The sequence below is a fragment of the Pseudomonas xanthosomatis genome, from assembly GCF_019139835.1.
Lineage (GTDB): Bacteria > Pseudomonadota > Gammaproteobacteria > Pseudomonadales > Pseudomonadaceae > Aquipseudomonas > Aquipseudomonas fakonensis.
The window spans coordinates 4894350-4916552 of sequence record NZ_CP077075.1 but is presented as its reverse complement, the minus strand read 5'-3'; the positions used below and the strand labels follow the sequence as shown (position 1 = coordinate 4916552).

General features: G+C 63.7%; 21 protein-coding genes. 20 read left to right on the top strand and 1 reads right to left on the bottom strand.

Annotated features, from left to right (window positions below; all coding sequences use genetic code 11):
* Nucleotides 1–24 precede the first annotated feature (24 nt).
* The 20 genes from fliN to KSS93_RS21570 all read left to right on the top strand — a co-directional run bounded on the left by fliN (nucleotide 25) and on the right by KSS93_RS21570 (nucleotide 19276).
* On the top strand, nucleotides 25–480 hold the full coding sequence (gene fliN / locus KSS93_RS21665) for a flagellar motor switch protein FliN (RefSeq protein WP_217885917.1): 456 nt from the start codon (nucleotides 25–27) through the stop codon (nucleotides 478–480).
* Nucleotides 481–942 (top strand): flagellar biosynthetic protein FliO, encoded by a 462-nt coding sequence (gene fliO, locus KSS93_RS21660; RefSeq protein ID WP_217885916.1) that lies wholly within the window; start codon nucleotides 481–483, stop codon nucleotides 940–942.
* Nucleotides 942–1697, top strand: coding sequence for a flagellar type III secretion system pore protein FliP (gene fliP / locus KSS93_RS21655; protein WP_217839643.1), 756 nt, complete (start codon nucleotides 942–944; stop codon nucleotides 1695–1697). Before fliO ends, fliP begins: the two co-directional genes overlap by 1 nt.
* Nucleotides 1698–1718: 21 nt before the next feature.
* A complete protein-coding gene (gene fliQ / locus KSS93_RS21650; RefSeq protein ID WP_016393817.1) occupies nucleotides 1719–1988 on the top strand; it encodes a flagellar biosynthesis protein FliQ in 270 nt (89 codons plus the stop codon).
* A gap of 7 nt (nucleotides 1989–1995) precedes the next feature.
* Entirely contained in the window at nucleotides 1996–2772 is a 777-nt protein-coding gene (gene fliR, locus KSS93_RS21645) for a flagellar biosynthetic protein FliR (RefSeq protein WP_217885915.1), read from the top strand.
* 2 nt (nucleotides 2773–2774) lie between these two features.
* Nucleotides 2775–3917 carry a flagellar biosynthesis protein FlhB gene (gene flhB / locus KSS93_RS21640; RefSeq protein WP_217839641.1) on the top strand — a complete coding sequence of 381 codons (1143 nt, stop codon included), beginning with the start codon at nucleotides 2775–2777 and terminating at the stop codon, nucleotides 3915–3917.
* 1110 nt (nucleotides 3918–5027) lie between these two features.
* Nucleotides 5028–7157, top strand: a complete 2130-nt coding sequence (gene flhA, locus KSS93_RS21635) for a flagellar biosynthesis protein FlhA (protein ID WP_217839640.1) — start codon at nucleotides 5028–5030, stop codon at nucleotides 7155–7157.
* Nucleotides 7158–7168: 11 nt separating this feature from the next.
* Entirely contained in the window at nucleotides 7169–8479 is a 1311-nt protein-coding gene (flhF, locus tag KSS93_RS21630; protein WP_217839639.1) for a flagellar biosynthesis GTPase FlhF, read from the top strand.
* A 114-nt stretch (nucleotides 8480–8593) separates the two neighbouring features.
* Nucleotides 8594–9427: a flagellar synthesis regulator FleN gene (fleN, locus tag KSS93_RS21625; RefSeq protein ID WP_016393812.1), complete on the top strand. Its 834-nt coding sequence runs from the start codon at nucleotides 8594–8596 to the stop codon at nucleotides 9425–9427.
* A complete protein-coding gene (gene fliA, locus KSS93_RS21620; protein WP_217839638.1) occupies nucleotides 9424–10164 on the top strand; it encodes an RNA polymerase sigma factor FliA in 741 nt (246 codons plus the stop codon). Before fleN ends, fliA begins: the two co-directional genes overlap by 4 nt.
* 103 nt (nucleotides 10165–10267) lie before the next feature.
* Nucleotides 10268–10642: a chemotaxis response regulator CheY gene (locus KSS93_RS21615; RefSeq protein ID WP_217839637.1), complete on the top strand. Its 375-nt coding sequence runs from the start codon at nucleotides 10268–10270 to the stop codon at nucleotides 10640–10642.
* Between the two features lie 18 nt (nucleotides 10643–10660).
* On the top strand, nucleotides 10661–11449 hold the full coding sequence (locus KSS93_RS21610) for a protein phosphatase CheZ (RefSeq protein ID WP_217885914.1): 789 nt from the start codon (nucleotides 10661–10663) through the stop codon (nucleotides 11447–11449).
* Between the two features lie 12 nt (nucleotides 11450–11461).
* Nucleotides 11462–13684: a chemotaxis protein CheA gene (locus KSS93_RS21605; protein ID WP_217885913.1), complete on the top strand. Its 2223-nt coding sequence runs from the start codon at nucleotides 11462–11464 to the stop codon at nucleotides 13682–13684.
* A gap of 45 nt (nucleotides 13685–13729) precedes the next feature.
* On the top strand, nucleotides 13730–14860 hold the full coding sequence (locus KSS93_RS21600) for a protein-glutamate methylesterase/protein-glutamine glutaminase (protein ID WP_217885912.1): 1131 nt from the start codon (nucleotides 13730–13732) through the stop codon (nucleotides 14858–14860).
* Complete coding sequence (locus KSS93_RS21595; RefSeq protein WP_217885911.1) at nucleotides 14860–15600, top strand: flagellar motor protein; 741 nt, start codon at nucleotides 14860–14862, stop codon at nucleotides 15598–15600. Before KSS93_RS21600 ends, KSS93_RS21595 begins: the two co-directional genes overlap by 1 nt.
* Before the next feature lie 2 nt (nucleotides 15601–15602).
* Entirely contained in the window at nucleotides 15603–16460 is an 858-nt protein-coding gene (motD, locus tag KSS93_RS21590; RefSeq protein WP_217885910.1) for a flagellar motor protein MotD, read from the top strand.
* Between the two features lie 178 nt (nucleotides 16461–16638).
* Nucleotides 16639–17427: a ParA family protein gene (locus KSS93_RS21585; RefSeq protein WP_217885909.1), complete on the top strand. Its 789-nt coding sequence runs from the start codon at nucleotides 16639–16641 to the stop codon at nucleotides 17425–17427.
* The gene (locus tag KSS93_RS21580; protein ID WP_217885908.1) at nucleotides 17427–18329 is read left to right on the top strand and encodes a CheW domain-containing protein; all 903 of its coding nucleotides are present in this window, start codon (nucleotides 17427–17429) and stop codon (nucleotides 18327–18329) included. Before KSS93_RS21585 ends, KSS93_RS21580 begins: the two co-directional genes overlap by 1 nt.
* Before the next feature lie 70 nt (nucleotides 18330–18399).
* Nucleotides 18400–18879: a chemotaxis protein CheW gene (locus tag KSS93_RS21575; RefSeq protein WP_016393802.1), complete on the top strand. Its 480-nt coding sequence runs from the start codon at nucleotides 18400–18402 to the stop codon at nucleotides 18877–18879.
* Nucleotide 18880: 1 nt separating this feature from the next.
* Nucleotides 18881–19276: a DUF2802 domain-containing protein gene (locus KSS93_RS21570; RefSeq protein WP_217885907.1), complete on the top strand. Its 396-nt coding sequence runs from the start codon at nucleotides 18881–18883 to the stop codon at nucleotides 19274–19276.
* A 115-nt stretch (nucleotides 19277–19391) separates the two neighbouring features.
* Here the strand turns inward: KSS93_RS21570 and KSS93_RS21565 are convergent, their stop codons facing one another.
* Entirely contained in the window at nucleotides 19392–22139 is a 2748-nt protein-coding gene (locus KSS93_RS21565) for a dermonecrotic toxin domain-containing protein (protein ID WP_217885906.1), read from the bottom strand.
* Nucleotides 22140–22203: the final 64 nt, after the last annotated feature.

Genomic DNA, 22203 nt, shown 5'->3' with positions numbered 1-22203 from the left:
AATTGAATGGCTGTCGAGGAAATCATGGCTAACGAAAACGAGATCAACTCGCCCGAAGAGCAGGCCCTGGCCGACGAGTGGGCAGCAGCACTGGAAGAAACCGGCGACGCCGGCCAGTCCGACATCGATGCACTGCTGGCCGCTGACGGCCATGGCAACGCCATGGCGATGGAAGAGTTCCCCAGCTCGCCGAAACCCAGCGAAAACGTCAGCCTCGAAGGCCCCAACCTGGACGTGATCCTGGACATCCCGGTGAGCATCTCGATGGAAGTGGGCAGCACCGAGATCAACATCCGCAACCTGCTGCAGCTCAACCAGGGTTCGGTGATCGAACTCGACCGACTGGCCGGCGAGCCGCTGGACGTGCTGGTCAACGGCACCCTGGTCGCCCACGGCGAGGTGGTGGTGGTCAACGAGAAGTTCGGCATCCGCCTGACCGACGTGATCAGCCCCAGCGAACGCATCAAGAAGCTGCGCTGAGTGAAGGGCAGGGTGCGGGCCCTCACGGCCCTGGTGGCCTTGCTGGTCAGCGAGGCGGCGATTGCCGCAGCCCAGCCGGCCACCGCATCTGCCGCGGCTGCTGCGGCCCCCGCGCCGGGCGGGCTGGGCGCGCAGCTGGCGCAGACGGTACTGGGTTTGCTGGTGGTGGTGGGGCTGATCTTCGTGTTGGCCTGGCTGTTGCGGCGCATGCAGGGCAGTGCCCAGCGCGGCGCGCCAGTGATCGAGATCGTCGGCACCCGCGCCATCGGCCCGCGTGACCGTTTGCTGCTGGTGCAGGTAGGCAAGGAGCAGATCCTGATCGGCCACACGCCGGGCAGCATCGAGGCCCTGCATGTGCTGGCCGAGCCTGTCGAGGTGCCCGCTGCGGCGCGCCAGGCCACGCCGGAATTCGCCCAGCGGCTGCTCGAGCTGATGGGCAAGGATCAAAAGGACAAGACGTGATGAAGGGCGCCCCGCGCTTGCTGTTGACCCTGGCGCTGCTGCTGGCTGCGCCGTTGGCCCTGGCCGCCGACCCGCTGTCGATCCCGGCCATCACCCTGTCCAATGGTGCGGACGGCCAGCAGGAGTATTCGGTCAGCCTGCAGATTCTGCTGATCATGACGGCGCTGAGCTTCATCCCGGCGTTCGTCATCCTGATGACCAGCTTCACCCGCATCATCATCGTGTTCTCCATCCTGCGCCAGGCCCTGGGCCTGCAGCAGACGCCGTCGAACCAGGTGCTCACCGGCATGGCGCTGTTCCTGACCATGTTCATCATGGCGCCGGTGTTCGACAAGGTGAACACCCAGGCCATCCAGCCCTACCTGGCCGAGCAGATGACCGCCCAGCAAGCCATAGAAACGGCCCAGGGCCCGCTCAAGGACTTCATGCTGGCGCAGACCCGGCAGAGCGACCTGGACCTGTTCGTGCGCCTGTCCAAGCGCACTGACCTTGCCGGCCCCGATCAGGTGCCGCTGACCATTCTGGTGCCGGCGTTCGTCACCTCCGAGCTGAAAACCGCGTTCCAGATCGGCTTCATGATCTTCATCCCGTTCCTGATCATCGACATGGTGGTGGCCAGTGTGCTGATGGCCATGGGTATGATGATGCTGTCGCCGCTGATCATCTCGTTGCCGTTCAAGATCATGCTGTTCGTGCTGGTGGACGGCTGGGCGCTGATCATGGGCACCCTTGCCGGCAGTTTTGGCGGCGTCTGACGCTGCCCAGGAGAGCGACCCATGACCCCTGAAGTTGCCGTCGACCTGTTCCGTGACGCCCTGTGGCTGACCACCCTGATGGTGGCCATCCTGGTGGTGCCCAGCCTGCTGGTGGGCCTGGTGGTGGCGATGTTCCAGGCTGCCACGCAAATCAACGAACAGACCCTGAGCTTCCTGCCGCGCCTGCTGGTGATGCTGGTCACCCTGATCGTTGCAGGCCCTTGGCTTGTGCAGAAGTTCATGGAGTACATCACCGGCCTTTACACCAGCATCCCGCAGCTGATCGGTTGACGCCGCCATGCTGGAGCTGACCGACGCGCAGATCGGCACCTGGGTCGCCACCTTCATCCTGCCGATGTTCCGGGTGATGGGTGTGCTGATGACCATGCCGATCATCGGCACCAAGATGCTGCCGGCGCGGGTGCGCCTGTATGTGGCGGTGGCCATTACCGTGGTGATCGTGCCGGGGCTGCCGGCGTTGCCCGAAATCGACCCGCTGAGCCTGCGCGGCGTGCTGTTGTGCGCCGAGCAGGTAATCGTGGGTGCGCTGTTCGGGTTTTCGCTGCAGTTGCTGTTCCAGGCGTTCGTCATTGCCGGGCAGATCATTGCCGTGCAGATGGGCATGGCCTTCGCTTCGATGGTAGACCCGGCCAACGGCGTCAACGTGGCGGTGGTCAGCCAGTTCATGACCATGCTGGTGAGCGTGTTGTTCTTGCTGATGAACGGCCATCTGGTGGTGTTCGAAGTGCTGACCGAAAGCTTCACCACCCTGCCCATCGGCAGTGCCCTGGTGGTCAACCACTTCTGGGAGATGGCCGGGCGCATGAGCTGGGTGCTTGGTGCCGGCCTTTTGTTGATTCTGCCGGCAATCGCTGCCCTGCTGGTGGTCAACATCGCCTTCGGCGTGATGACCCGCGCCGCGCCGCAGTTGAACATCTTCTCCATCGGCTTCCCGCTCACCCTGGTGCTGGGCCTTGGCATCTTCTGGGTCGGGCTGGCCGATATTCTTTCCCATTACCAGGCATTGGCCAGCGAAGCGCTGCTGTGGCTGCGTGAGCTGGCGAGGGCGGGCTGAGCATGGCTGAGAGCGAGAGCGGTCAGGACAAGACAGAAGAACCCACCGACAAACGCAAGCGCGACGCGCGCGAAAAAGGTGAGATCGCCCGCTCCAAGGAGCTGAACACGGTCGGTGTGACCTTGGCTGGTGCCGGCGGCCTGTTGGCGTTTGGCGGGTACCTGGCCGAGTCGCTGATGGCGATGATGCGCATGAACTTCAGCCTCACCCGCGAGGTGATCGTTGATGAGCGCAGCATGGGCGCCTTCTTGCTGGCCTCGGGCAAGATGGCCATCTGGGCGGCGCAGCCGGTGCTGATCCTGTTGTTCGTGGTGGCCTTCGTCGCGCCCATCGCCCTGGGTGGTTTTCTGTTCTCCGGCAGCCTGCTGCAACCCAAGTTCAGCCGCATGAACCCGTTGTCGGGGATCAAGCGGATGTTCTCGATGAATGCCTTGACCGAGTTGCTCAAGGCCCTGGCCAAGTTCTTCGTGATCCTGCTGGTGGCCTTGGTGGTGCTGAGCAACGACCGCCAGGCGCTGCTGGCGATTGCCAACGAGCCGTTGGAGCAGGCGATCATCCACAGCGTGCAGGTGGTGGGTTGGAGTGCCTTGTGGATGTCGGCGGGCTTGCTGCTGATTGCGGCGGCGGACGTGCCGTTCCAGCTGTGGCAGACCCACAAGAAGCTGAAGATGACCAAGCAGGAGATCAAGGACGAGTACAAGGACAGCGAGGGCAAGCCCGAGGTCAAGCAACGGATTCGCCAGTTGCAGCGGGAGATGTCGCAGCGGCGCATGATGGCGGCGGTGCCGGAGGCCGACGTGATCATCACCAACCCGACGCACTATGCCGTGGCTCTGCAATACGACCCGGAGAAGGGCGGGGTGGCGCCGTTGCTGCTGGCCAAGGGTACCGATTTCATTGCCTTGAAGATTCGCGAGATCGGGGTGGAGCACAAGGTGCAGATCCTCGAATCGCCGGCCCTGGCGCGGGCTATCTATTACTCCACCGAGCTTGAGCAGGAGATCCCGGCGGGGTTGTACCTGGCGGTGGCGCAGGTGTTGGCCTATGTGTTCCAGATCCGCCAGTACCGGGCTGGTAAGGGCAAGGCGCCTGATCCGTTGAAGAAGGATTTGCCGATTCCTGATGATTTGCGGCGGGATGAGTGATTGTTGGTTTGTTGGTTTGTTGGTTTGTTGGTTTGTTGGTTTGTTGGTTTGTTGGTTTGTTAGTTTTTTAAGTTGTCTTGGTTGGTTTGGAAATAGTGTGCGCATTCATTATTTATAGCGACGCTTATTCACCTTTCCGCCCTTACGGCGGGTAACTTTTTGAAGGATCAAAAAGTCACCAAAAAATCCTCGCTCCATTCATCCGGCCCCTGCGCTTCGCTCCGGGGTTCCCTCACTCCGGGCTTGCTCCGGGGGTACGCGCCGACGGGCCGTCCCTGGCCCGATCGGCGCTCGACCGGCATCCATGCCGGTCGCCCCCCCCCTACGCAATCCCTGCGTTCGGCCTCCTGAAGTCGCGAAGTTAGGGGCGGCGCCTGCACTGGCGCAGCTAACCGCTAGTTGCATTTGTGGGAACTCAGGATTGCAATCGCCGGCTTGCCGGCGATAGGGCCCGAACAAACAACAAATCAATAAAAGCTAAACCAATATCTCTGCTCTTGATCTGGCTCTTGATCTGGCTCTTGATCTGGCTCTTGATCTGGCTCTTGATCTTGCTTCTAAGTGCGCGGTAGTTCAGACAACACAAATCGCGACTTCAGGAGGCCGAGCGTAGGGATTGCGTAGGAGGGCGACCGGCATGGATGCCGGTCGAGCGCCGATCGGGCCAGGGACGGCCCGTCGGCGCGTACCTCCGGAGCAAGCCCGGAGCGAGGGAACCCCCGAAGCGCAGCGTAGGGGGCCGGATGATGGGAGCAGGGATTTTTTGGTGACTTTTTGATCCTTCAAAAAGTTACCCGCCGTAAGGGCGGAAAGGTGACGAAAAGCGCTTATCGTCAACGAATGCGCATGCATCTTCCAAAGCAATAACCATAATCCCCGAACCCGAACCCGAACCCGAACCCGAACCCGAACCCGAACCCGAACCCGAACCCGAACCCGAACCCGAACCCGAACCCGAACCCGAACCCGAACCCGAACCCGAACCCGAACCCGAACCCGAACCCGCCTAACCCCCCGATTTCCCCTCACCCAAAAAAGTTGGAAAGCTTCTTGCAAAGCCAGCGCCAGGCGCCACGCAGGCGTCAAAGTTTTGCTTGAAGAGGACTCGCGGTGGATCGCACTCAGTTAATCAGCAGCGCCCGTAACAACCTGGCCGGTCTCGGCCGGGGCAATCTCGGCGTGCCGCTGCTGCTGCTGGTGATGTTGGCAATGATGATGTTGCCGATACCACCGTTCCTGCTCGACGTGTTCTTCACCTTCAACATCGCCCTGTCGATCGTGGTCCTGCTGGTCTGCGTGTACGCCCTGCGCCCGCTGGACTTCGCCGCCTTCCCCACCATCCTGCTGGTGGCCACCCTGCTGCGCCTGGCGCTGAACGTCGCCTCCACCCGCGTGGTCATGCTCCACGGCCAGGAAGGCCACGGCGCTGCGGGCAAGGTCATCCAGGCCTTCGGTGAAGTGGTGATTGGCGGTAACTACGTGGTCGGTGCGGTGGTGTTCGCCATCCTCATGATCATCAACTTCGTGGTGGTGACCAAAGGTGCCGGGCGTATCTCCGAGGTAAGCGCACGCTTCACCCTCGACGCCATGCCCGGCAAACAGATGGCCATCGACGCCGACCTCAACGCCGGCCTGATCGACCAGGCCCAGGCCAAGGCGCGCCGCGCCGAGGTGGCCCAGGAGGCCGAGTTCTACGGCTCGATGGACGGTGCCAGCAAGTTCGTCCGCGGCGACGCCATCGCCGGCCTGCTGATCCTCTTCATCAACCTCATCGGGGGCATGCTCATCGGCATGCTGCAGCACGGCATGACCTTCAGCGATGCCGGCAAGATCTACGCCCTGCTGACCATCGGTGACGGTTTGGTGGCGCAATTGCCATCACTGCTGCTGTCCACCGCCGCCGCGATCATGGTCACCCGTGCCTCGGGCTCCGAGGACATGGGTAAGCTGATCAACCGGCAGATGTTCGATTCGCCCAAGGCGCTGGCCGTCTCGGCGGCCATCATGATAGTCATGGGCCTGGTGCCGGGCATGCCGCACATTGCCTTCCTCAGCCTGGGCGCCGTGGCTGGCGGCGCTGCGTACCTGGTGTGGAAGAAGCAGCAGAAGGCCAAGGCCGTGGCCCTGCAAGAGGTCCAGCGCCAGCAGGAACTGCTGCCTTCGCCGCAGCGCGCCATGGAAACCAAGGAGCTGGGCTGGGACGACGTCAACCCCATCGACATGATCGGCCTGGAAGTCGGCTACCGGCTGATTCCGCTGGTCGACCGCAACCAGGGCGGTCAGTTGCTGGCGCGGATCAAGGGCGTGCGCAAAAAACTCTCCCAGGACCTGGGCTTTCTCATGCCCACCGTGCACATTCGCGACAACCTCGACCTGCAGCCCAGCGCCTATCGCCTGACGCTGATGGGGGTGATCCTGGCCGAGGCCGAGATCTACCCGGACCGCGAGCTTGCCATCAACCCAGGCCAGGTGTACGGCACCCTCAACGGCATCGCTGCCCGTGACCCGGCGTTTGGCCTGGAGGCGGTGTGGATCGACCTGGCCCAGCGCGCCCAGGCGCAGTCGCTGGGCTACACCGTGGTCGATGCCAGTACCGTGGTCGCTACCCACCTCAACCAGATCCTGCAGAAGCACTGTCATGAGCTGATCGGCCATGAAGAAGTCGTGCAATTGCTGCAGGTGCTGGCCAAGGCCTCGCCGAAGCTGGCTGAAGAAGTGGTGCCGGGCGTCATTTCCTTGTCGGGGCTGCTGAAGGTTCTGCAAGCGCTGCTGTCCGAGCAGGTGCCGGTGCGTGACATCCGCAGCATTGCCGAAGCCATCGCCAACAATGCCGCCAAGAGTCAAGATACCGCCGCGCTGGTGGCCGCCGTGCGTGTCGGCCTGTGCCGCGCAATCGTGCAAAGCATTGTCGGCGTTGAGTCCGAGCTGCCTGTGATCACCTTGGAGCCAAGGTTGGAACAGATCTTGCTCAATAGTCTGCAAAGGGCCGGACAGGGTCAGGAAGATGGTGTTCTTCTTGAACCGAGCATGGCCGAAAAGCTTCAGCGTTCGTTGATCGAGGCAGCCCAGCGCCAGGAAATGCAGGGCTTGCCGGCCATCCTTCTGGTAGCCGGCCCGATCCGAGCCATGCTGTCGCGCTTCGGCCGCCTGGCTGTACCGAATTTGCATGTTTTGGCGTATCAGGAAATACCTGACAACAAGCAAGTCACCATCGTTGCCACCGTGGGGCCTAATGGCTGAGGTAGTGGGTTATGCAAGTTAAGCGTTTTTTCGCCGCTGATATGCGTCAGGCCATGAAGCTGGTCCGGGATGAGCTCGGCTCCGATGCCGCCATCATCGGCAACCGGCGCATCGCCGGCGGTGTCGAACTGACGGCCGCGCTGGACTACAAGCTGTCCGCCCTGGCCCCGCGCGTACCCAACGCCGAACTCGAGGACGAGCTGCGCAAGACGCAGTCGCGCATCGTCACCGCCCAGGCCGAAATCGACGGCCGCAGCGAGCTGGGCGAGGGCAATCGCCAGCTGTTCGCCGGTTTGTCGCTGACCGCCTCCGAGCCGCTGGTCGAGCCCCATGTCGAAGCCCCGGCGCCTGCCGCTGCGCCTGCACCGGCGGCGGTCGATACCCGCGTGTTCGACGCCATGCGTTCGGAGCTGTCGGGCCTGCGCGAGCTGCTTGAAGTGCAGCTCGGCTCGCTGGCCTGGAGCCAGCTGCAGGGCAACAAGCCGCAACAGGCCAACCTGTGGCGCCGCCTGCAGCGCTTGGGCCTGTCGGGCGGCCTGGCCCGCGAGCTGCTGGAACTGACCGCCGAAATCGAAGAGCCGCGCCAGGCCTGGCGCATGGTGCTGGCGCACCTGGCGCGCATGATCGAAGTGCCGTCGGTCGAACCGATCGAGGAGGGCGGGGTCATCGCCATGGTCGGCCCGGCCGGCATGGGCAAGACCACCACCCTGGCCAAGCTCGCTGCCCGTTACGTGCTCAAGTACGGTGCCAACAACCTGGCACTGGTGAGCATGGACAGCTTCCGTATCGGCGCCCAGGAGCAGCTCAAGACCTTGGGCCGTATCCTCAACGTGCCTGTCACCTACGTCGACCCGGGCGAGTCGCTGGCCCAGGCCCTGGAGCCGCTGCTGCGCAAGCGCGTGGTGCTGATCGATACCGCGGGCCTGCAGGCCAGCGACCCGGCCCTGCGCATGCAGCTGGAAACCCTGGCTGGCCGCGGCATCGCCTCGAAGAACTACCTGGTGCTGGCAACCACCAGCCAGAAGCAGGTGCTGACTGCCGCTTATCACAGCTACAAGCGCTGTGGGCTGGCAGGGTGCATCCTGACCAAACTGGACGAAACGGCCTGCCTCGGCGAAGTGCTGAGCCTGGCCATCAGCCACGAACTGCCGGTGGCCTACCTGACCGATGGCCCGCGCATTCCGGATGACCTGCAATTGCCGCGCAAGCACCAGCTGGTCAGCCGTGCGGTGAGCGTGCAGATGCAGGACGAGCCCAGCGAGGAGGCAATGGCCGACATGTTCGCTGATCTCTACCACAACCCCGGCAAACGGGCGGGTTGAGGGTGAATACTGTGCAAAGTACCTACATCATGGGGTTGCCCGGCCGGTCCATGGCCGCGAGCGTTCAGCCCCTCATGTGGCTTGGGTTCAAGCGAGACAAGGTAAACAACAGACATGGGTAGCATGCATCCCGTACAGGTGATCGCCGTCACCGGTGGCAAAGGTGGCGTCGGCAAGACCAACGTTTCAGTGAACCTGTCCCTGGCGCTGGCTGAACTCGGCCGCCGGGTCATGCTGCTCGACGCCGACCTGGGCCTGGCCAATGTCGACGTGTTGCTCGGTCTCACCCCAAAACGCACCCTGGCCGATGTCATCGAAGGCCGCTGCGAGCTGCGCGACGTGCTGTTGCAGGGCCCGGGCGGTGTACGCATCGTGCCGGCCGCCTCTGGCACCCAGAGCATGGTGCACCTGGCCCCGGCGCAGCACGCCGGGCTCATTCAGGCCTTCAGCGAGATCGGTGACAACCTCGACGTGCTGGTGATCGACACCGCTGCAGGTATCGGTGACTCGGTAGTCAGCTTTGTCCGCGCCGCGCAAGAGGTGCTGCTGGTGGTGTGCGACGAGCCCACCTCGATCACCGACGCCTACGCGCTGATCAAGCTGCTCAACCGCGACTACGGCATGAACCGTTTCCGCGTGCTGGCCAACATGGCCCAGAGCCCGCAGGAAGGGCGCAACCTGTTCGCCAAGTTGACCAAGGTCACGGACCGCTTCCTCGACGTCGCCCTACAATACGTCGGCGCGGTGCCTTACGACGAATGCGTGCGCAAGGCTGTGCAGAAGCAGCGGGCGGTCTACGAGGCCTTCCCTCGGTCCAAGTGTGCGCTGGCCTTCAAGGCCATCGCGCAGAAGGTCGACAGCTGGCCGCTGCCTGCCAACCCGCGCGGGCACCTGGAGTTCTTCGTCGAGCGTCTGGTACAACCCACCAGTGCGGGGCCGGTGCTATGAGTGCGAGCGGTTTCAAGATGTACAGCAAGGCGTCCAAGGACGCCCAGTACGAGCTGGTGGAACGTTACGCGCCGCTGGTCAAGCGCATCGCCTACCACCTGCTGGCGCGCCTGCCGGCCAACGTGCAGGTCGAAGATCTGATCCAGGCCGGCATGATCGGCCTGCTGGAAGTCGCCAACAAGTACGACGCCAGCAAGGGTGCCAGCTTCGAAACCTACGCAGGTATCCGCATCCGCGGCGCCATGCTCGACGAGGTGCGCAAGGGTGATTGGGCACCTCGTTCGGTGCACCGCAACACGCGCATGGTCAGCGACGCAATTCGCGCTGTTGAAGCAAGATCGGGCCGTGACGCTAAAGATCACGAGGTTGCTGCCGAACTCCAATTGAGTCTCGATGATTACTACGGGATTTTGAACGATACCTTGGGCAGCCGCCTGTTCAGTTTCGACGACCTTTTGCAGGACGGCGAACACGAGGGGTTGCACGAGGATGGAGCGAGCGGGCAGCTGGAGCCGTCGCGTGACCTGGAAGACGAGCGCTTCCAGGGTGCGCTGGCCGATGCGATCGCCAACCTGCCGGAGCGTGAACGCCTGGTGCTGGCGCTGTACTACGACGAAGAGCTGAACCTCAAGGAAATCGGTGAGGTCCTGGGGGTCAGCGAATCGCGGGTCAGCCAGCTGCACAGCCAGTGCGCCGCGCGTCTGCGCAGCCGCCTTGGGGAATGGCGGGCGCGTTGAACCCCGGTTCGATGCAGTCGTTTTTTGTAGTGCCGAATTGATTGAGCGCGCGCTCGGCGCCGAGCGCGTTAAAGACTGCTTGGAGGTCTAATTGAACAAAGACATGAAAATCCTCATCGTTGACGACTTTTCGACGATGCGGCGGATCATCAAGAACCTGTTGCGTGACCTGGGGTTCACCAACGTCAAGGAAGCTGATGACGGCAACACGGCACTGCCGATGCTCAACAGCGAGAACTTCGATTTCCTGGTAACCGACTGGAACATGCCCGGCATGACCGGTATCGACCTGCTGCGCGCCGTGCGTGCAGATGAGCGCCTCAAGCACCTGCCGGTGCTGATGGTCACCGCCGAAGCCAAGCGCGAGCAGATCATCGAAGCCGCCCAGGCCGGCGTCAACGGTTACGTGGTCAAGCCATTCACCGCCCAGGCGCTCAAAGAAAAGATCGAGAAGATCTTCGAACGCGTCAACGGCTGAGTCACGTCAGGGGGCGCAATGGAGTCAACCAACAACTCTCTGGGTGAGTTCGAAACTACCCTGAAGAAGCATGCCCAGGAACTGGTCGAAAGCCTCGAGCGCGGCCGGTTCGGTGATGCGGTGCAACTGATCCACCAACTGAACCAGACCCGCGACCGCGGGCTGTATCAGGAAGTCGGCAAGCTCACCCGCGAACTGCACAGTGCAATCGTCAACTTCCAGATCGACCCGGCCATGCCGCAGGCCGAGGAAGTGTCGCAGATCACCGATGCCACCGAGCGCCTCTCCTACGTGGTTCGCCTCACCGAAGGTGCGGCCAACCGCACCATGGATCTGGCGGAGGCGTGCACCCCGGTGCTCAACGACCTCGCCGCCGAGGCCCAGAGCCTGTCCGCCGACTGGCAGCGCTTCATGCGCCGCGAGGTGGCAGCGCCTGAATTCCGTGAGCTGGTCAAGCGGGTCGACAGTTTCCTGACGCAAAGCGCCGAAGGTAACCAGAAAGTCTCCAGCCACCTCAACGATATCGTCCTGGCCCAGGATTATCAGGATCTCACCGGCCAGGTGATCAAACGGGTGACCGCCTTGGTCACCGAAGTCGAAAGCAATCTGCTCAAGCTCGTGCTGATGGCCAGCCAGGTCGACCGCTTTGCCGGTATCGAACATGACCACCAGCAGCTGCGTGCTGAAAAAGATCAAGAAAAACATCCGACTCGGGGTGAAGGTCCGCAGATTCATGCCGATAAGCGTGAAGACGTCGTGTCCAGTCAGGACGATGTCGACGATCTGCTGTCCAGCCTGGGTTTTTAAGGAGCACGTTTAATGAGCTTCGGCGCCGATGAAGAAATCCTCCAGGATTTCCTGGTAGAAGCCGGCGAAATCCTCGAGCAACTGTCCGAGCAACTGGTCGAGCTGGAAAGCCGGCCTGACGATGCGGACCTGCTCAATGCGATTTTCCGCGGTTTCCACACTGTAAAAGGGGGCGCCGGCTTCCTCCAGCTCAACGAGCTGGTGGAGTGCTGCCACATCGCCGAGAACGTGTTCGACATCCTGCGCAAAGGTGAGCGCCGGGTCGACGCGGAACTGATGGATGTGGTGCTCGAGGCACTCGACACGGTCAACAGCATGTTTGGCCAGGTGCGCGAGCGCAGCGACATCACCCCAGCCACCCCGGAGCTGCTGGCCGCGCTGTCGCGCCTGGCCGAGCCCGGCGGTGCCGAGGCGCCTGCCCCTGCGGCGGCGCCTGAGCCGGTGGCCGAAGTCGCCGCCGAGGCAGACATTACCGACACCGAGTTCGAGCAACTGCTCGACTCGCTGGACGCGGTCAAGGCCGAAGCGGCCGTGCACGAGCAGATGCAGGGCGAAGTGGTCAGCGGCAACGGTGACGAAATCACCGACGCCGAGTTCGAATCGCTGCTCGACCAGTTGCATGGCAAGGGCCAGTTCAGTGCGCAAGCACCGGCCAGTGCACCGGCCGCAGCGCCGGCTGCCGGCAGTGACGAAATCACCGACGCCGAGTTCGAGTCGCTGCTCGACCAGTTGCACGGCAAGGGTAACTTCGCGGTCGACTCGTTGCCGGCTGCCAGTGCAGCACCTGCTGCCGCGCCTGCCGGTGACGACATCAGCGAGCACGAATTCGAAGCGCTGCTCGACCAGTTGCATGGCAAGGGCAAGTTCGGTGGCGCTGCGGCAACTGCCGAAGCCCCTGCTGCTGCGGCGGTGGCTGCTGCGCCGAAAGCCGACGCCGCGCCTGCCGCCAAGCCGGCACCTGCTCCGGCAGCCGCTGCTGCGGCCAAGCCTGCTGCCGCTCCGGCCCCGGCCCCGGCCCCGGCCCGCGCACCTGCACCTGCCGCCGAAAAACACGGCGCCAGCGAAGCGGAAACTACCGTACGTGTGGACACCGCGCGCCTGGACGAGATCATGAACATGGTCGGCGAGCTGGTACTGGTGCGTAACCGCCTGGTGCGCCTGGGCCTGAACAGCGGCGACGAGGCCATGTCCAAGGCCGTGTCCAACCTCGACGTGGTCACCGCCGACCTGCAGACCGCAGTCATGAAGACCCGCATGCAGCCGATCAAGAAGGTCTTCGGGCGCTTCCCGCGCCTGGTTCGCGACCTGGCCCGCCAGCTCAAGAAAGAGATCAACCTGGAGCTGGTCGGTGAAGAGACCGACCTCGACAAGAACCTGGTCGAAGCCCTGGCCGACCCGCTGGTGCACTTGGTGCGCAACGCAGTCGACCACGGTGTCGAGATGCCCGACGAACGCGAGGCTTCGGGCAAGGCCCGTACCGGCCGCGTGGTGCTGTCGGCCGAGCAGGAAGGCGACCACATCCTGCTGTCGATCTCTGACGACGGCAAGGGCATGGACCCAAGCGTGCTGCGTGCCAAGGCCGTGGAAAAGGGCCTGATGGACAAGGACGCGGCCGACCGCCTGAGCGAGTCGGACTGCTACAACCTGATCTTCGCCCCGGGCTTCTCGACCAAGACCGAGATTTCCGACGTGTCCGGCCGCGGTGTCGGCATGGACGTGGTGAAGACCAAGATTTCCCAGCTCAACGGCTCGATCAACATCTTCTCGGCCAAGGGCCAGGGTTCGAAGATCGTCATCAAGGTGCCGCTGACCCTGGCGATCATGCCGACCCTGATGGTGATGCTGGCCAATCAGGCGTTCGCTTTCCCGCTGGTCAACGTCAACGAGATCTTCCACCTCGACCTGTCGCGCACCAACGTGGTCGATGGCCAGGAAGTGGTGATCGTGCGCGACAAGGCGCTGCCGCTGTTCTACCTCAAGCGCTGGCTGGTCCAGGACCAGGCGCACGAGGAGCAGCACGAAGGTCACGTGGTCATCCTCTCGGTCGGCACCCAGCGCATAGGCTTTGTGGTCGACCAGCTGGTGGGCCAGGAAGAAGTGGTGATCAAGCCGCTGGGCAAGATGCTGCAGGGCACGCCAGGCATGTCCGGCGCCACCATTACCGGTGACGGCCGCATTGCGCTGATCCTCGACGTCCCGAGCATGCTCAAGCGTTACGCCGCGCGGCGTATTTGATTCTGGTGGCGCGCCCTGGCGGGTGCGCCACCTAATGGAGTGTTTATGGCAGTCAAGGTCCTGGTGGTGGATGATTCCGGTTTCTTCCGCCGCCGTGTCTCGGAAATTCTCTCGGCTGACCCGACCATCCAGGTCGTGGGCACCGCGACCAACGGCAAGGAAGCGATCGACCAGGCGCTGTCGCTCAAGCCCGATGTCATCACCATGGACTATGAAATGCCCATGATGGACGGCATCACCGCGGTACGGCACATCATGCAGCGTTGCCCGACGCCGGTGCTTATGTTCTCCTCGCTCACCCATGAAGGCGCCCGGGTCACCCTGGATGCGCTGGATGCCGGTGCCGTCGATTACCTGCCGAAAAACTTCGAAGACATCTCGCGCAACCCGCAAAAGGTCCAGCAGATGCTGTGCGAGAAGGTCCACACCATCTCGCGCAGCAACCGCCGTTTCAGCGCTTACTCAAGCCCGGCACCTGCCGCAGCGCCAGCTGCCAGCAGCCCGGCGCCGGCCAGCAGCTTCAGCGCCAGCGCGCCGGCTGCGCGCACCGCAGCACCTGCGCCAACCCGCAGCGCTGCCCCGGCCGCCAGCCACTCGCCGGCGCCCAAGCGCAAGCCTTACAAGCTGGTGGCCATCGGTACCTCCACCGGCGGCCCGGTGGCGCTGCAGCGCGTACTGACGCAACTGCCTGCCGGTTTCCCGGCGCCGATCGTGCTTATCCAGCACATGCCGGCAGCCTTCACCAAGGCGTTTGCCGAGCGCCTGGACAAACTGTGCAAGATCAGCGTCAAGGAAGCCGAAGACGGCGACGTGCTGCGCCCGGGCCTGGCGCTGCTGGCCCCTGGCGGCAAGCAGATGATGGTCGATGGCCGTGGCACGGTGAAGATCCTGCCAGGTGACGAACGCCTCAACTACAAACCTTGTGTCGACATCACCTTCGGTTCGGCTGCCAAGTCGTACGGCGACAAGGTGCTCTCGGTGGTGCTCACCGGCATGGGCGCCGACGGCCGTGAAGGCGCGCGCCTGCTCAAGCAGGGCGGTAGCACCGTGTGGGCCCAGGATGAAGCCAGCTGCGTGATCTACGGCATGCCCATGGCCATCGTCAAAGCCAACCTGGCTGACGCGGTCTACAGCCTGGACGACATTGGCAGACACCTGGTCGAGGCTTGCGTCTGATGGATGTCCTGAGCCTTATCGGCCTGATTCTGGCGTTCGTCGCCATCGTTGGCGGCAACCTGCTCGAAGGCGGCCATGTCGGCGCATTGCTCAACGGCCCGGCGGCGCTGATCGTACTCGGCGGCACCCTGGCTGCAGCCTTGCTGCAGTCGCCGCTGTCGTCGTTCAAGCGTGCCCTGCAGATCGTGCGCTGGATCCTCTTCCCGCCACGGGTCGACCTGGCCGGTGGTATCGACCGGGTGGTCAACTGGAGCCTCACCGCACGCAAGGAGGGCCTGCTGGGCCTGGAAGGCGTGGCCGATGCCGAGCCTGACCCCTATGCGCGCAAGGGCCTGCAACTGCTGGTGGACGGCGCCGAGCCCGAGGCCATCCGCAGCATCCTCGAAGTCGACTTCCTGACCCAGGAATCCCGCGACATCCAGGCGGCCAAGGTGTTCGAGAGCATGGGCGGCTACGCGCCGACCATCGGTATCATCGGTGCGGTCATGGGCCTGATCCACGTGATGGGCAACCTGGCCGACCCGTCGCAACTGGGCGGGGGCATTGCCGTGGCCTTCGTTGCCACCATTTATGGTGTGGCCAGTGCCAACCTGATCCTGCTGCCGATCGCCAACAAGCTCAAGGCGGTGACCCTGCGCCAGTCGCGCTACCGTGAAATGCTCCTCGAGGGCCTGCTTTCGATCGCCGAAGGCGAGAACCCGCGCTCGATCGAGCTCAAGCTGCAAGGCTTCATGGAGTAACCATGGCCCGTCGTCGTCGCGTAGAGGAACACGAAAACCACGAGCGCTGGCTGGTGTCGTATGCCGACTTCATCACCTTGCTGTTCGCCTTCTTCGTGGTCATGTACTCCATTTCCTCGATCAACGAGGGCAAGTACAAGCAGATCTCCCAGGCGCTGATCGGGGTATTCAACGACCCCGAGCGCAGCACCCGGCCGATCCCCATCGGTGAAGAGCGCCCGGTGACGGTCAAGCCGGCCGAGCCGTTGATCAAGGACAGCGAGCAGACTGACGCCGGCCTTGCCCAGACCAGCGTCGACCCGCTCAAGAGCATCGCCGATGATGTGCGTGATGCCTTCGGTGACCTGATCAAGAGCGACCAGATGACCGTACGCGGCAACGAGCTGTGGGTGGAGATCGAGCTCAACTCGGCGCTGCTGTTCGGCAGTGGCGACGCCATGCCCAGCGATGTCGCCTTCGAGATCATCGAAAAGGTGGCGAAGATTCTCAAGCCGTTCGCCAACCCGGTGCACGTCGAGGGCTTTACCGACAACCTGCCGATCCGCACGGCGCAGTACCCGACCAACTGGGAGCTGTCGTCGGCCCGGGCGGCGAGCATCGTGCGCCTGCTGGCGATGGAAGGGGTGAACCCGGCGCGCATGGCGTCTGTTGGCTACGGCGAGTACCAGCCGGTGGCCAGCAACGACACGGCCGACGGCCGCTCGCGCAACCGCCGCGTGGTGCTGGTGATTTCCCGCAACCTCGAAGTGCGCCGCAGCCTGACCGGTAGCGGCAGCGCCAATGCCACGCCAGATGCCGCTTTGCGCCGGGCTGGCACACAAAGTGCACCAGCCACGCCAGCATCGGTGGCGGGGCAGTAACTCGTCAATTCTCCGACGCGGATGGCAACACAGATAAATGATGTTGCGCCGCCCCTGTAGGAGCGGGCTTGCCCCGCGAACCAGGCGGCGCGCTGGTGGCACCGGCTCTGCCGGTGTTCGCGGGACAAGCCCGCTCCTACAGAGTCTCGCGCCAAATCAATGAGATAGAATTTGTCCTATGAGAGTCTGGGCAGTAGCCAATCAAAAAGGTGGCGTCGGCAAGACCACCACCACCATCGCCCTGGCCGGCCTGCTGGCCGAGGCGGGCAAGCGCGTGGTCGTGGTCGACCTCGACCCCCATGGCTCGATGACCAGCTATTTCGGGCACAACCCTGACGCACTCGAGCACAGCAGCTACGACCTGTTCCTGCACAAGGGCAGCGTGCCTGAAGGCCTGCCGGGCCAACTGCTGCTGCCCACCAGTGACGAGCGTATTTCGCTGTTGCCCTCGAGCACTGCCCTGGCGGTACTCGAGCGCCAGTCGCCGGGCCAGAACGGCCTGGGCCTGGTGATCGCCAAGAGCTTGGCGCAGCTGTGGCAGGATTTCGATTTTGCCCTGATCGACAGCCCGCCGTTGCTCGGCGTGCTGATGGTCAACGCCCTGGCCGCCAGCCAGCAGCTGGTGATCCCGGTGCAAACCGAATTTCTCGCGGTCAAGGGCCTGGAGCGCATGGTCGGTACCCTGGCCATGGTCAACCGCTCGCGCAAGCAGGCGCTGCCCTATCAAATCGTCCCGACCCTGTTCGACCGCCGCACCCAGGCTTCGCTTGGCACCCTCAAGGTGCTGCGCGACACCTACGGCGAGCAGGTCTGGCAGGGATACATTCCGGTCGACACGCGCCTGCGTGATGCCAGCCGCAAAGGTGTCACCCCCTCGCAGTTCGATGGCAAGAGCCGCGGCGTGATCGCCTATCGCGCGCTGCTCAAGCACCTGCTTACTTACCGCAACGCATTGCAGGTGGCCTGATGAACCAAGCGCCGCACATTACCAGCAAGCCGCAGATGGCCCTGCAGTCGTACCTCGACGGCCTGCTGCAGGAGGCCACCGAGTCGTTCGACATGCCGGCCGAAACGCCGCCGGCCAGCGCTGCGCCTGAGGATGATTTCGAAGCCGCGGTGCGCGAAGAGCAGGCCGCCGATGCGCGCCGCCAGGTCGCACCACCACCTGTCGCTGCGCGGCCATTCGCCGAGCCCCAGGCCAAGGTGCTGCCGACCATCCTGCCACCGGCGCAGCCTCAGCCGGAGCCGGTGGTCAGCGTGGTGGAAAGCCAGGTGGTGGCCGAGGCCAGCATACCCGTACTGACCGAGGTCCAGGTGGCGGAGCCTGTGGCTCCGCTGGTCGAGGTGCACCTGCCGGCGCCTGCCGCGCCAGTGCCACCCGCCAGCATCGATGGCCGCCCGGACTGGGCCGCCGAGCCGTTCGAGTGCCTGTTGTTCGACGTCGCCGGGCTGACCCTTGCGGTACCGCTGGTGTGCCTGGGCTCTATCTACAGCCTGGCCGGCCAGGAGCTGACGCCGCTGTTCGGCCAGCCGGACTGGTTCCTCGGCATCCTCAGTTGCCAGGCGGGCAACCTCAAGGTGCTCGACACGGCGCGCTGGGTCATGCCTGACCGCTACCGTGACGACTTCCGCCAGGGTTTGCAGTACGTGATTTCGGTACAAGGTTACGAATGGGGGCTGGCGGTACACCAGGTCAGCCGCTCGTTGCGCCTGGACCCCAACGAGATCAAGTGGCGCAGCCAGCGTGGCCAGCGCCCGTGGCTGGCCGGCACGGTGATCGAACACATGTGCGCGTTGCTGGACGTGGCCGCGCTGGCCGAGCTGATCGCCAGTGGCGCGGTCAAGCAGATGAACACCAAACACAACTGAATCAACGCCGCTACTGCCGCGGCCAATTGAACGAGCACACCGCCGATGGCGGATTTTGAGGGCTAGGGGAATGAAAAAGTCGTCTGCACAAGGTTCCGAAGATCCGATCCTGCAGTGGGTAACCTTCCGTCTGGACAACGAGTCCTACGGCATCAACGTCATGCAGGTGCAGGAAGTCCTGCGCTACACCGAGATCGCCCCGGTACCGGGCGCGCCGAGCTACGTGCTGGGCATCATCAACCTGCGCGGCAACGTGGTGACGGTGATCGACACCCGCCAGCGCTTTGGCCTGATGCCAAGCGACGTGACCGACAACACCCGTATCGTCATCATCGAGGCTGACAAGCAAGTGGTCGGCATCCTGGTCGACAGCGTGGCCGAGGTGGTGTACCTGCGTCAGTCCGAGATCGAAACCGCACCGAACGTCGGTAACGAAGAGTCGGCCAAGTTCATCCAGGGCGTGTGCAACAAGAACGGCGAGCTGCTGATTCTGGTCGAGCTGGACAAGATGATGACCGAGGAAGAGTGGTCTGAGCTGGAGAACATCTGAGTTGATTTTCGAGGTTGCTGTCATCTTCCTGGCGCTGCTGTGGGCGCTGAGCCTGTGGTTCTTCCTCAACTACAGCAAGCGCCAGCGCGAGCTGGCAGCCCAGCAGGCCGAGGGCGATGCGCTGCGTGACCAGCGCATCAAGGATTTGGCCAAGCGCCTGGACGACTACCAGAACGGTACCGTGCGCATGGGCGAGGCGATTCACGAGCTGCGTGCGGTGGTGGCGCCGTTGCCGGACAAGCTGCAGCAACTGGAGCAGCGCGACCCGAACAACGTTACCTTCGCCCAGGCGGCCAAGCTGGTGGGTATGGGTGCCAGCGTCGAGGAACTGACCCAGACCTGCGGCCTGACCCAGGCCGAGGCGCAGTTGATGAGCAAGCTGCACCGCGGCGAGTAAGATTCGAGATCGAGTGGGGCCGCTGTGCGGCCCATCGCCGGCAAGCCGGTTCCTGCACCAAACCCTGTAGGAGCCGGCTTGCCGGCGATGGGGCGCACAGCGGCCCTTCGTCTTTTCAGGGCCTGGCCCAGGAGTGGAAGCCACCCACCCGGACAAACCGGCTGAAGGGCAGCAAGTGGCGCGACGCCGCCTTGTAAGCCGTTAGGTCTACGTACAGCCCGGCGTTGATGCGCGGCATCTGGTACAGGTTGATGATATGGCGCATCACCCGTAATGACGGCAGGTGCCGGTCGACCATGTCGGTCAGCAGCCCCGGGCCGGTAAGGCGGTTGAGTCTGCTTGCATAGTTGTAAAACCCTTGCGGATCCTCCTGCAAGCTGGGCCGGCTGGCGTAAAAGTCAGCTTCGGCCAGGTATCGCGCACGCATTTCTTCGCTGATCGCCAGCAATGTCGGGTTGCCGGCATGGCTGCCGATCAGGCTGGAGTTGAACTGACAGTTCATGCCCAGCTTCTCGTTAGACATCGGCGAGAACAGCAACAGGCCGTCTTCGGTGGTGTTCATGTCCACCTCATCCAGCGCTTCGCCCGGGCTACCGAAGGGTTCACCGTTTCGGGTGTAGGAGCGTTCACCCGCCGCCAGCAGGCTGTCGTCGACATCCATGTAGATGCCTCCCTCGCTGTGCAGCATCGAATAGCGCAACACATCCGAGGCCGACGAGTAGTTGCCGCCATCCAGCGCGGCCTGGTACTGGGCATGGTAAGGGCTGTCGCGAAAAGCTGCGAACCAGCGCTGATCTTCCAGCGCCAGCACTTCCAGCCCCGGCGCGTGAGCGCCGAGCAAGCGCAGGTTTTCGGCATGGGCGGTGGGGTTTGCCCGGGAGAGGCACAGCCTCAGGCGGTACTGGCTGGTGCCCAGGCGCTCGGCGTTGTTGCCCAGGTTGGTCAGCAGTTGGGCGTCCAGCACCTTGTCCCCAACCCACAGGCAGGTGAATTGCTTGGGTATGGCCCGTGCATTGGCCAAGGGGGTTGCGGGAATCTGTACCGGCAGGTGCAGGTCGATACCCAGGGCGCGCAGGGTGCCCATGCGCATCGGGTCGGTGGCGATGCGGTTGCGCACGTCGATCGGCTGCAAGTCGCGGCTGCCGGCCTGGGGCACGTAGTGTTGTGGTTGTAGCTCGTTCTCGTCGCCTTCGAGGATGAAGCTATCGGTCTGTACGTCGTAGATAACTCCGGCGTTGTAGCCATCGACCGATGCCCACAGCAGGTCGGGCGTACCGTCGTAGCGCGGCGTGCGGATAACGGCCTCGGCAGCGACGCCATCGGCCCCTTCCAGCGGCGCGATAGCATCAGGGAAGTGGAAGTACTGTGCGGCCTCCTCGAGCGGCCAGTGTGGCGGCGAGACCGGGCTCAACAGGTAGCCGCGCCTGCCATTGAACTCGCCGGGTACGACGAACCCGTCGGCTTTGATCCTGAACAGTGACGCACCCTTGGATACGCCGGCATGTAGCAGTGGCAGGGCATTGAGCAGGCCGAAGGTGGCAGTGCCCACGCCTTCTGCGCGTTGCTGCTGGCCGTGGCCGTTGATCGCCTGGTCCAGCCCCAGGCCGAACTGGGCAACGCCGCCGAGGGCGAAGATCGGCGCCAGTTCCGGCAGCACGATGGCCAGGGGCGCCAGCAGGTTGATCGTCGAGTTCAGGTAGCCACGCCAGCGGGCCTTGGTGATGTCGCTGTCGCTGGTAATCCGGTAGTCGGCATCGGCGTAGCTGCGGCTGCGTTGCTGTTGGGTCAGGGCGTGGAACAGCTCGCCCTCGATCAGCGGGCTGTACTTGTCGGCCTTGTAGTTGATGTAGGTGTGTGGGTGCCAGACGCCTGCAGTGGTCAAGCCCATGCGGTTGCTGGGCAGGTAGTTGGCCGCCGGGTACACCGCCAGGCCGTCCAGTGCCGTGGCCAGGCCGCTGAATTCCAGGCCGTCGGGCAGGTCGGCGAGGGCGAAGTGCTGTTGTAAAGCTGCGCGGGTTTCGAGGTTGCGGCACTGCTGGGTGATCCAGTCCTGCAGGCTGGCCTGGTTGGCAAAACTGTGCAGGGGCGCGCTGTTGCCAGGGATATACAGCAGGGTCAGGCCGCTGCTGCTGTCGGTGATCTGAACCAGGTCGGTGGCTACGTAGCCGTAGATGTTGAGGAAGCGGACATGTACCGGGTGCGGCGCTTGCTCAAGCCCGGCGGCGCGCCAGGCCAGGCGCCGGGCATCGTCAGCCAGGCTGCCCTCGGCGACTTGGCGGTTGCAGGCGGTAATGAAGGCCAGCTTGGTCGCCAGGCGGTGGCTGTCTGTGTTCGAGTGCCAGTAGCGGTCGAGCATCGTCCTGTAGGCATTGTGGAAGTTCAGGTTCCAGATGAACCGCTGGAAATCTTCGGCAGCCAGTTGCACGTGGGTGCGGGCACTGTATTCGGCAGGGGTGGCCTGGCGGAACAGGCCGTTGTAGATCTGGTAGCCGGTTCCGTTCTGGAAGATGCCTGGCGGCTTGAGCCGGTCGACCAGGGTAATGTGCTGGCTGTCGGGGAAGTTGCCGGCCCAGGGCATGCCAAAGGTGGCGCCGATCAGGTTGTTGTTCGACTCGCCCTGCCAGTTGGCCAGCACGGCCTGGGTAAGGGTCATTTTTTGCGTGATCACCCCGACATCACCGATGCCGTGACGCCATTGATGGTGCAACACCACCACGTCGGTGCGGTCGGGGTCCAGGGTTTGGCCGCGTTCCCGCGCCCAGTTACGGATGGCCTCGGCTGCGGCGCGGTCGGGGCGGGGGAAGTTCTCGAGGTGCTGGCGGATATAATGCACGCCGGCAGCGTTTATGAAATCTGAGGTCATTGGGGTGCCCAAAAGCTAAAGGGGTATCCACAATGACGAGGGTGCGGGTCAGTCAGGTGCCAGC

Excerpts from the sequence above, each read along its gene's own strand:
- KSS93_RS21580 (WP_217885908.1), top strand. The coding sequence starts at position 17,427 with ATGAACCAAGCGCCGCACATTACCAGCAAGCCGCAGATGGCCCTGCAG.
- fliP (WP_217839643.1), top strand. The coding sequence starts at position 942 with ATGAAGGGCGCCCCGCGCTTGCTGTTGACCCTGGCGCTGCTGCTGGCT.
- KSS93_RS21610 (WP_217885914.1), top strand. The coding sequence starts at position 10,661 with ATGGAGTCAACCAACAACTCTCTGGGTGAGTTCGAAACTACCCTGAAG.
- fliQ (WP_016393817.1), top strand. The coding sequence starts at position 1,719 with ATGACCCCTGAAGTTGCCGTCGACCTGTTCCGTGACGCCCTGTGGCTG.
- fliN (WP_217885917.1), top strand. The coding sequence starts at position 25 with ATGGCTAACGAAAACGAGATCAACTCGCCCGAAGAGCAGGCCCTGGCC.
- KSS93_RS21605 (WP_217885913.1), top strand. The coding sequence starts at position 11,462 with ATGAGCTTCGGCGCCGATGAAGAAATCCTCCAGGATTTCCTGGTAGAA.
- KSS93_RS21565 (WP_217885906.1), bottom strand. The coding sequence starts at position 22,139 with ATGACCTCAGATTTCATAAACGCTGCCGGCGTGCATTATATCCGCCAG.
- KSS93_RS21615 (WP_217839637.1), top strand. The coding sequence starts at position 10,268 with ATGAAAATCCTCATCGTTGACGACTTTTCGACGATGCGGCGGATCATC.
- KSS93_RS21600 (WP_217885912.1), top strand. The coding sequence starts at position 13,730 with ATGGCAGTCAAGGTCCTGGTGGTGGATGATTCCGGTTTCTTCCGCCGC.
- motD (WP_217885910.1), top strand. The coding sequence starts at position 15,603 with ATGGCCCGTCGTCGTCGCGTAGAGGAACACGAAAACCACGAGCGCTGG.
- KSS93_RS21575 (WP_016393802.1), top strand. The coding sequence starts at position 18,400 with ATGAAAAAGTCGTCTGCACAAGGTTCCGAAGATCCGATCCTGCAGTGG.
- flhB (WP_217839641.1), top strand. The coding sequence starts at position 2,775 with ATGGCTGAGAGCGAGAGCGGTCAGGACAAGACAGAAGAACCCACCGAC.
- fleN (WP_016393812.1), top strand. The coding sequence starts at position 8,594 with ATGGGTAGCATGCATCCCGTACAGGTGATCGCCGTCACCGGTGGCAAA.
- fliA (WP_217839638.1), top strand. The coding sequence starts at position 9,424 with ATGAGTGCGAGCGGTTTCAAGATGTACAGCAAGGCGTCCAAGGACGCC.
- KSS93_RS21585 (WP_217885909.1), top strand. The coding sequence starts at position 16,639 with ATGAGAGTCTGGGCAGTAGCCAATCAAAAAGGTGGCGTCGGCAAGACC.
- fliR (WP_217885915.1), top strand. The coding sequence starts at position 1,996 with ATGCTGGAGCTGACCGACGCGCAGATCGGCACCTGGGTCGCCACCTTC.
- flhF (WP_217839639.1), top strand. The coding sequence starts at position 7,169 with ATGCAAGTTAAGCGTTTTTTCGCCGCTGATATGCGTCAGGCCATGAAG.
- KSS93_RS21595 (WP_217885911.1), top strand. The coding sequence starts at position 14,860 with ATGGATGTCCTGAGCCTTATCGGCCTGATTCTGGCGTTCGTCGCCATC.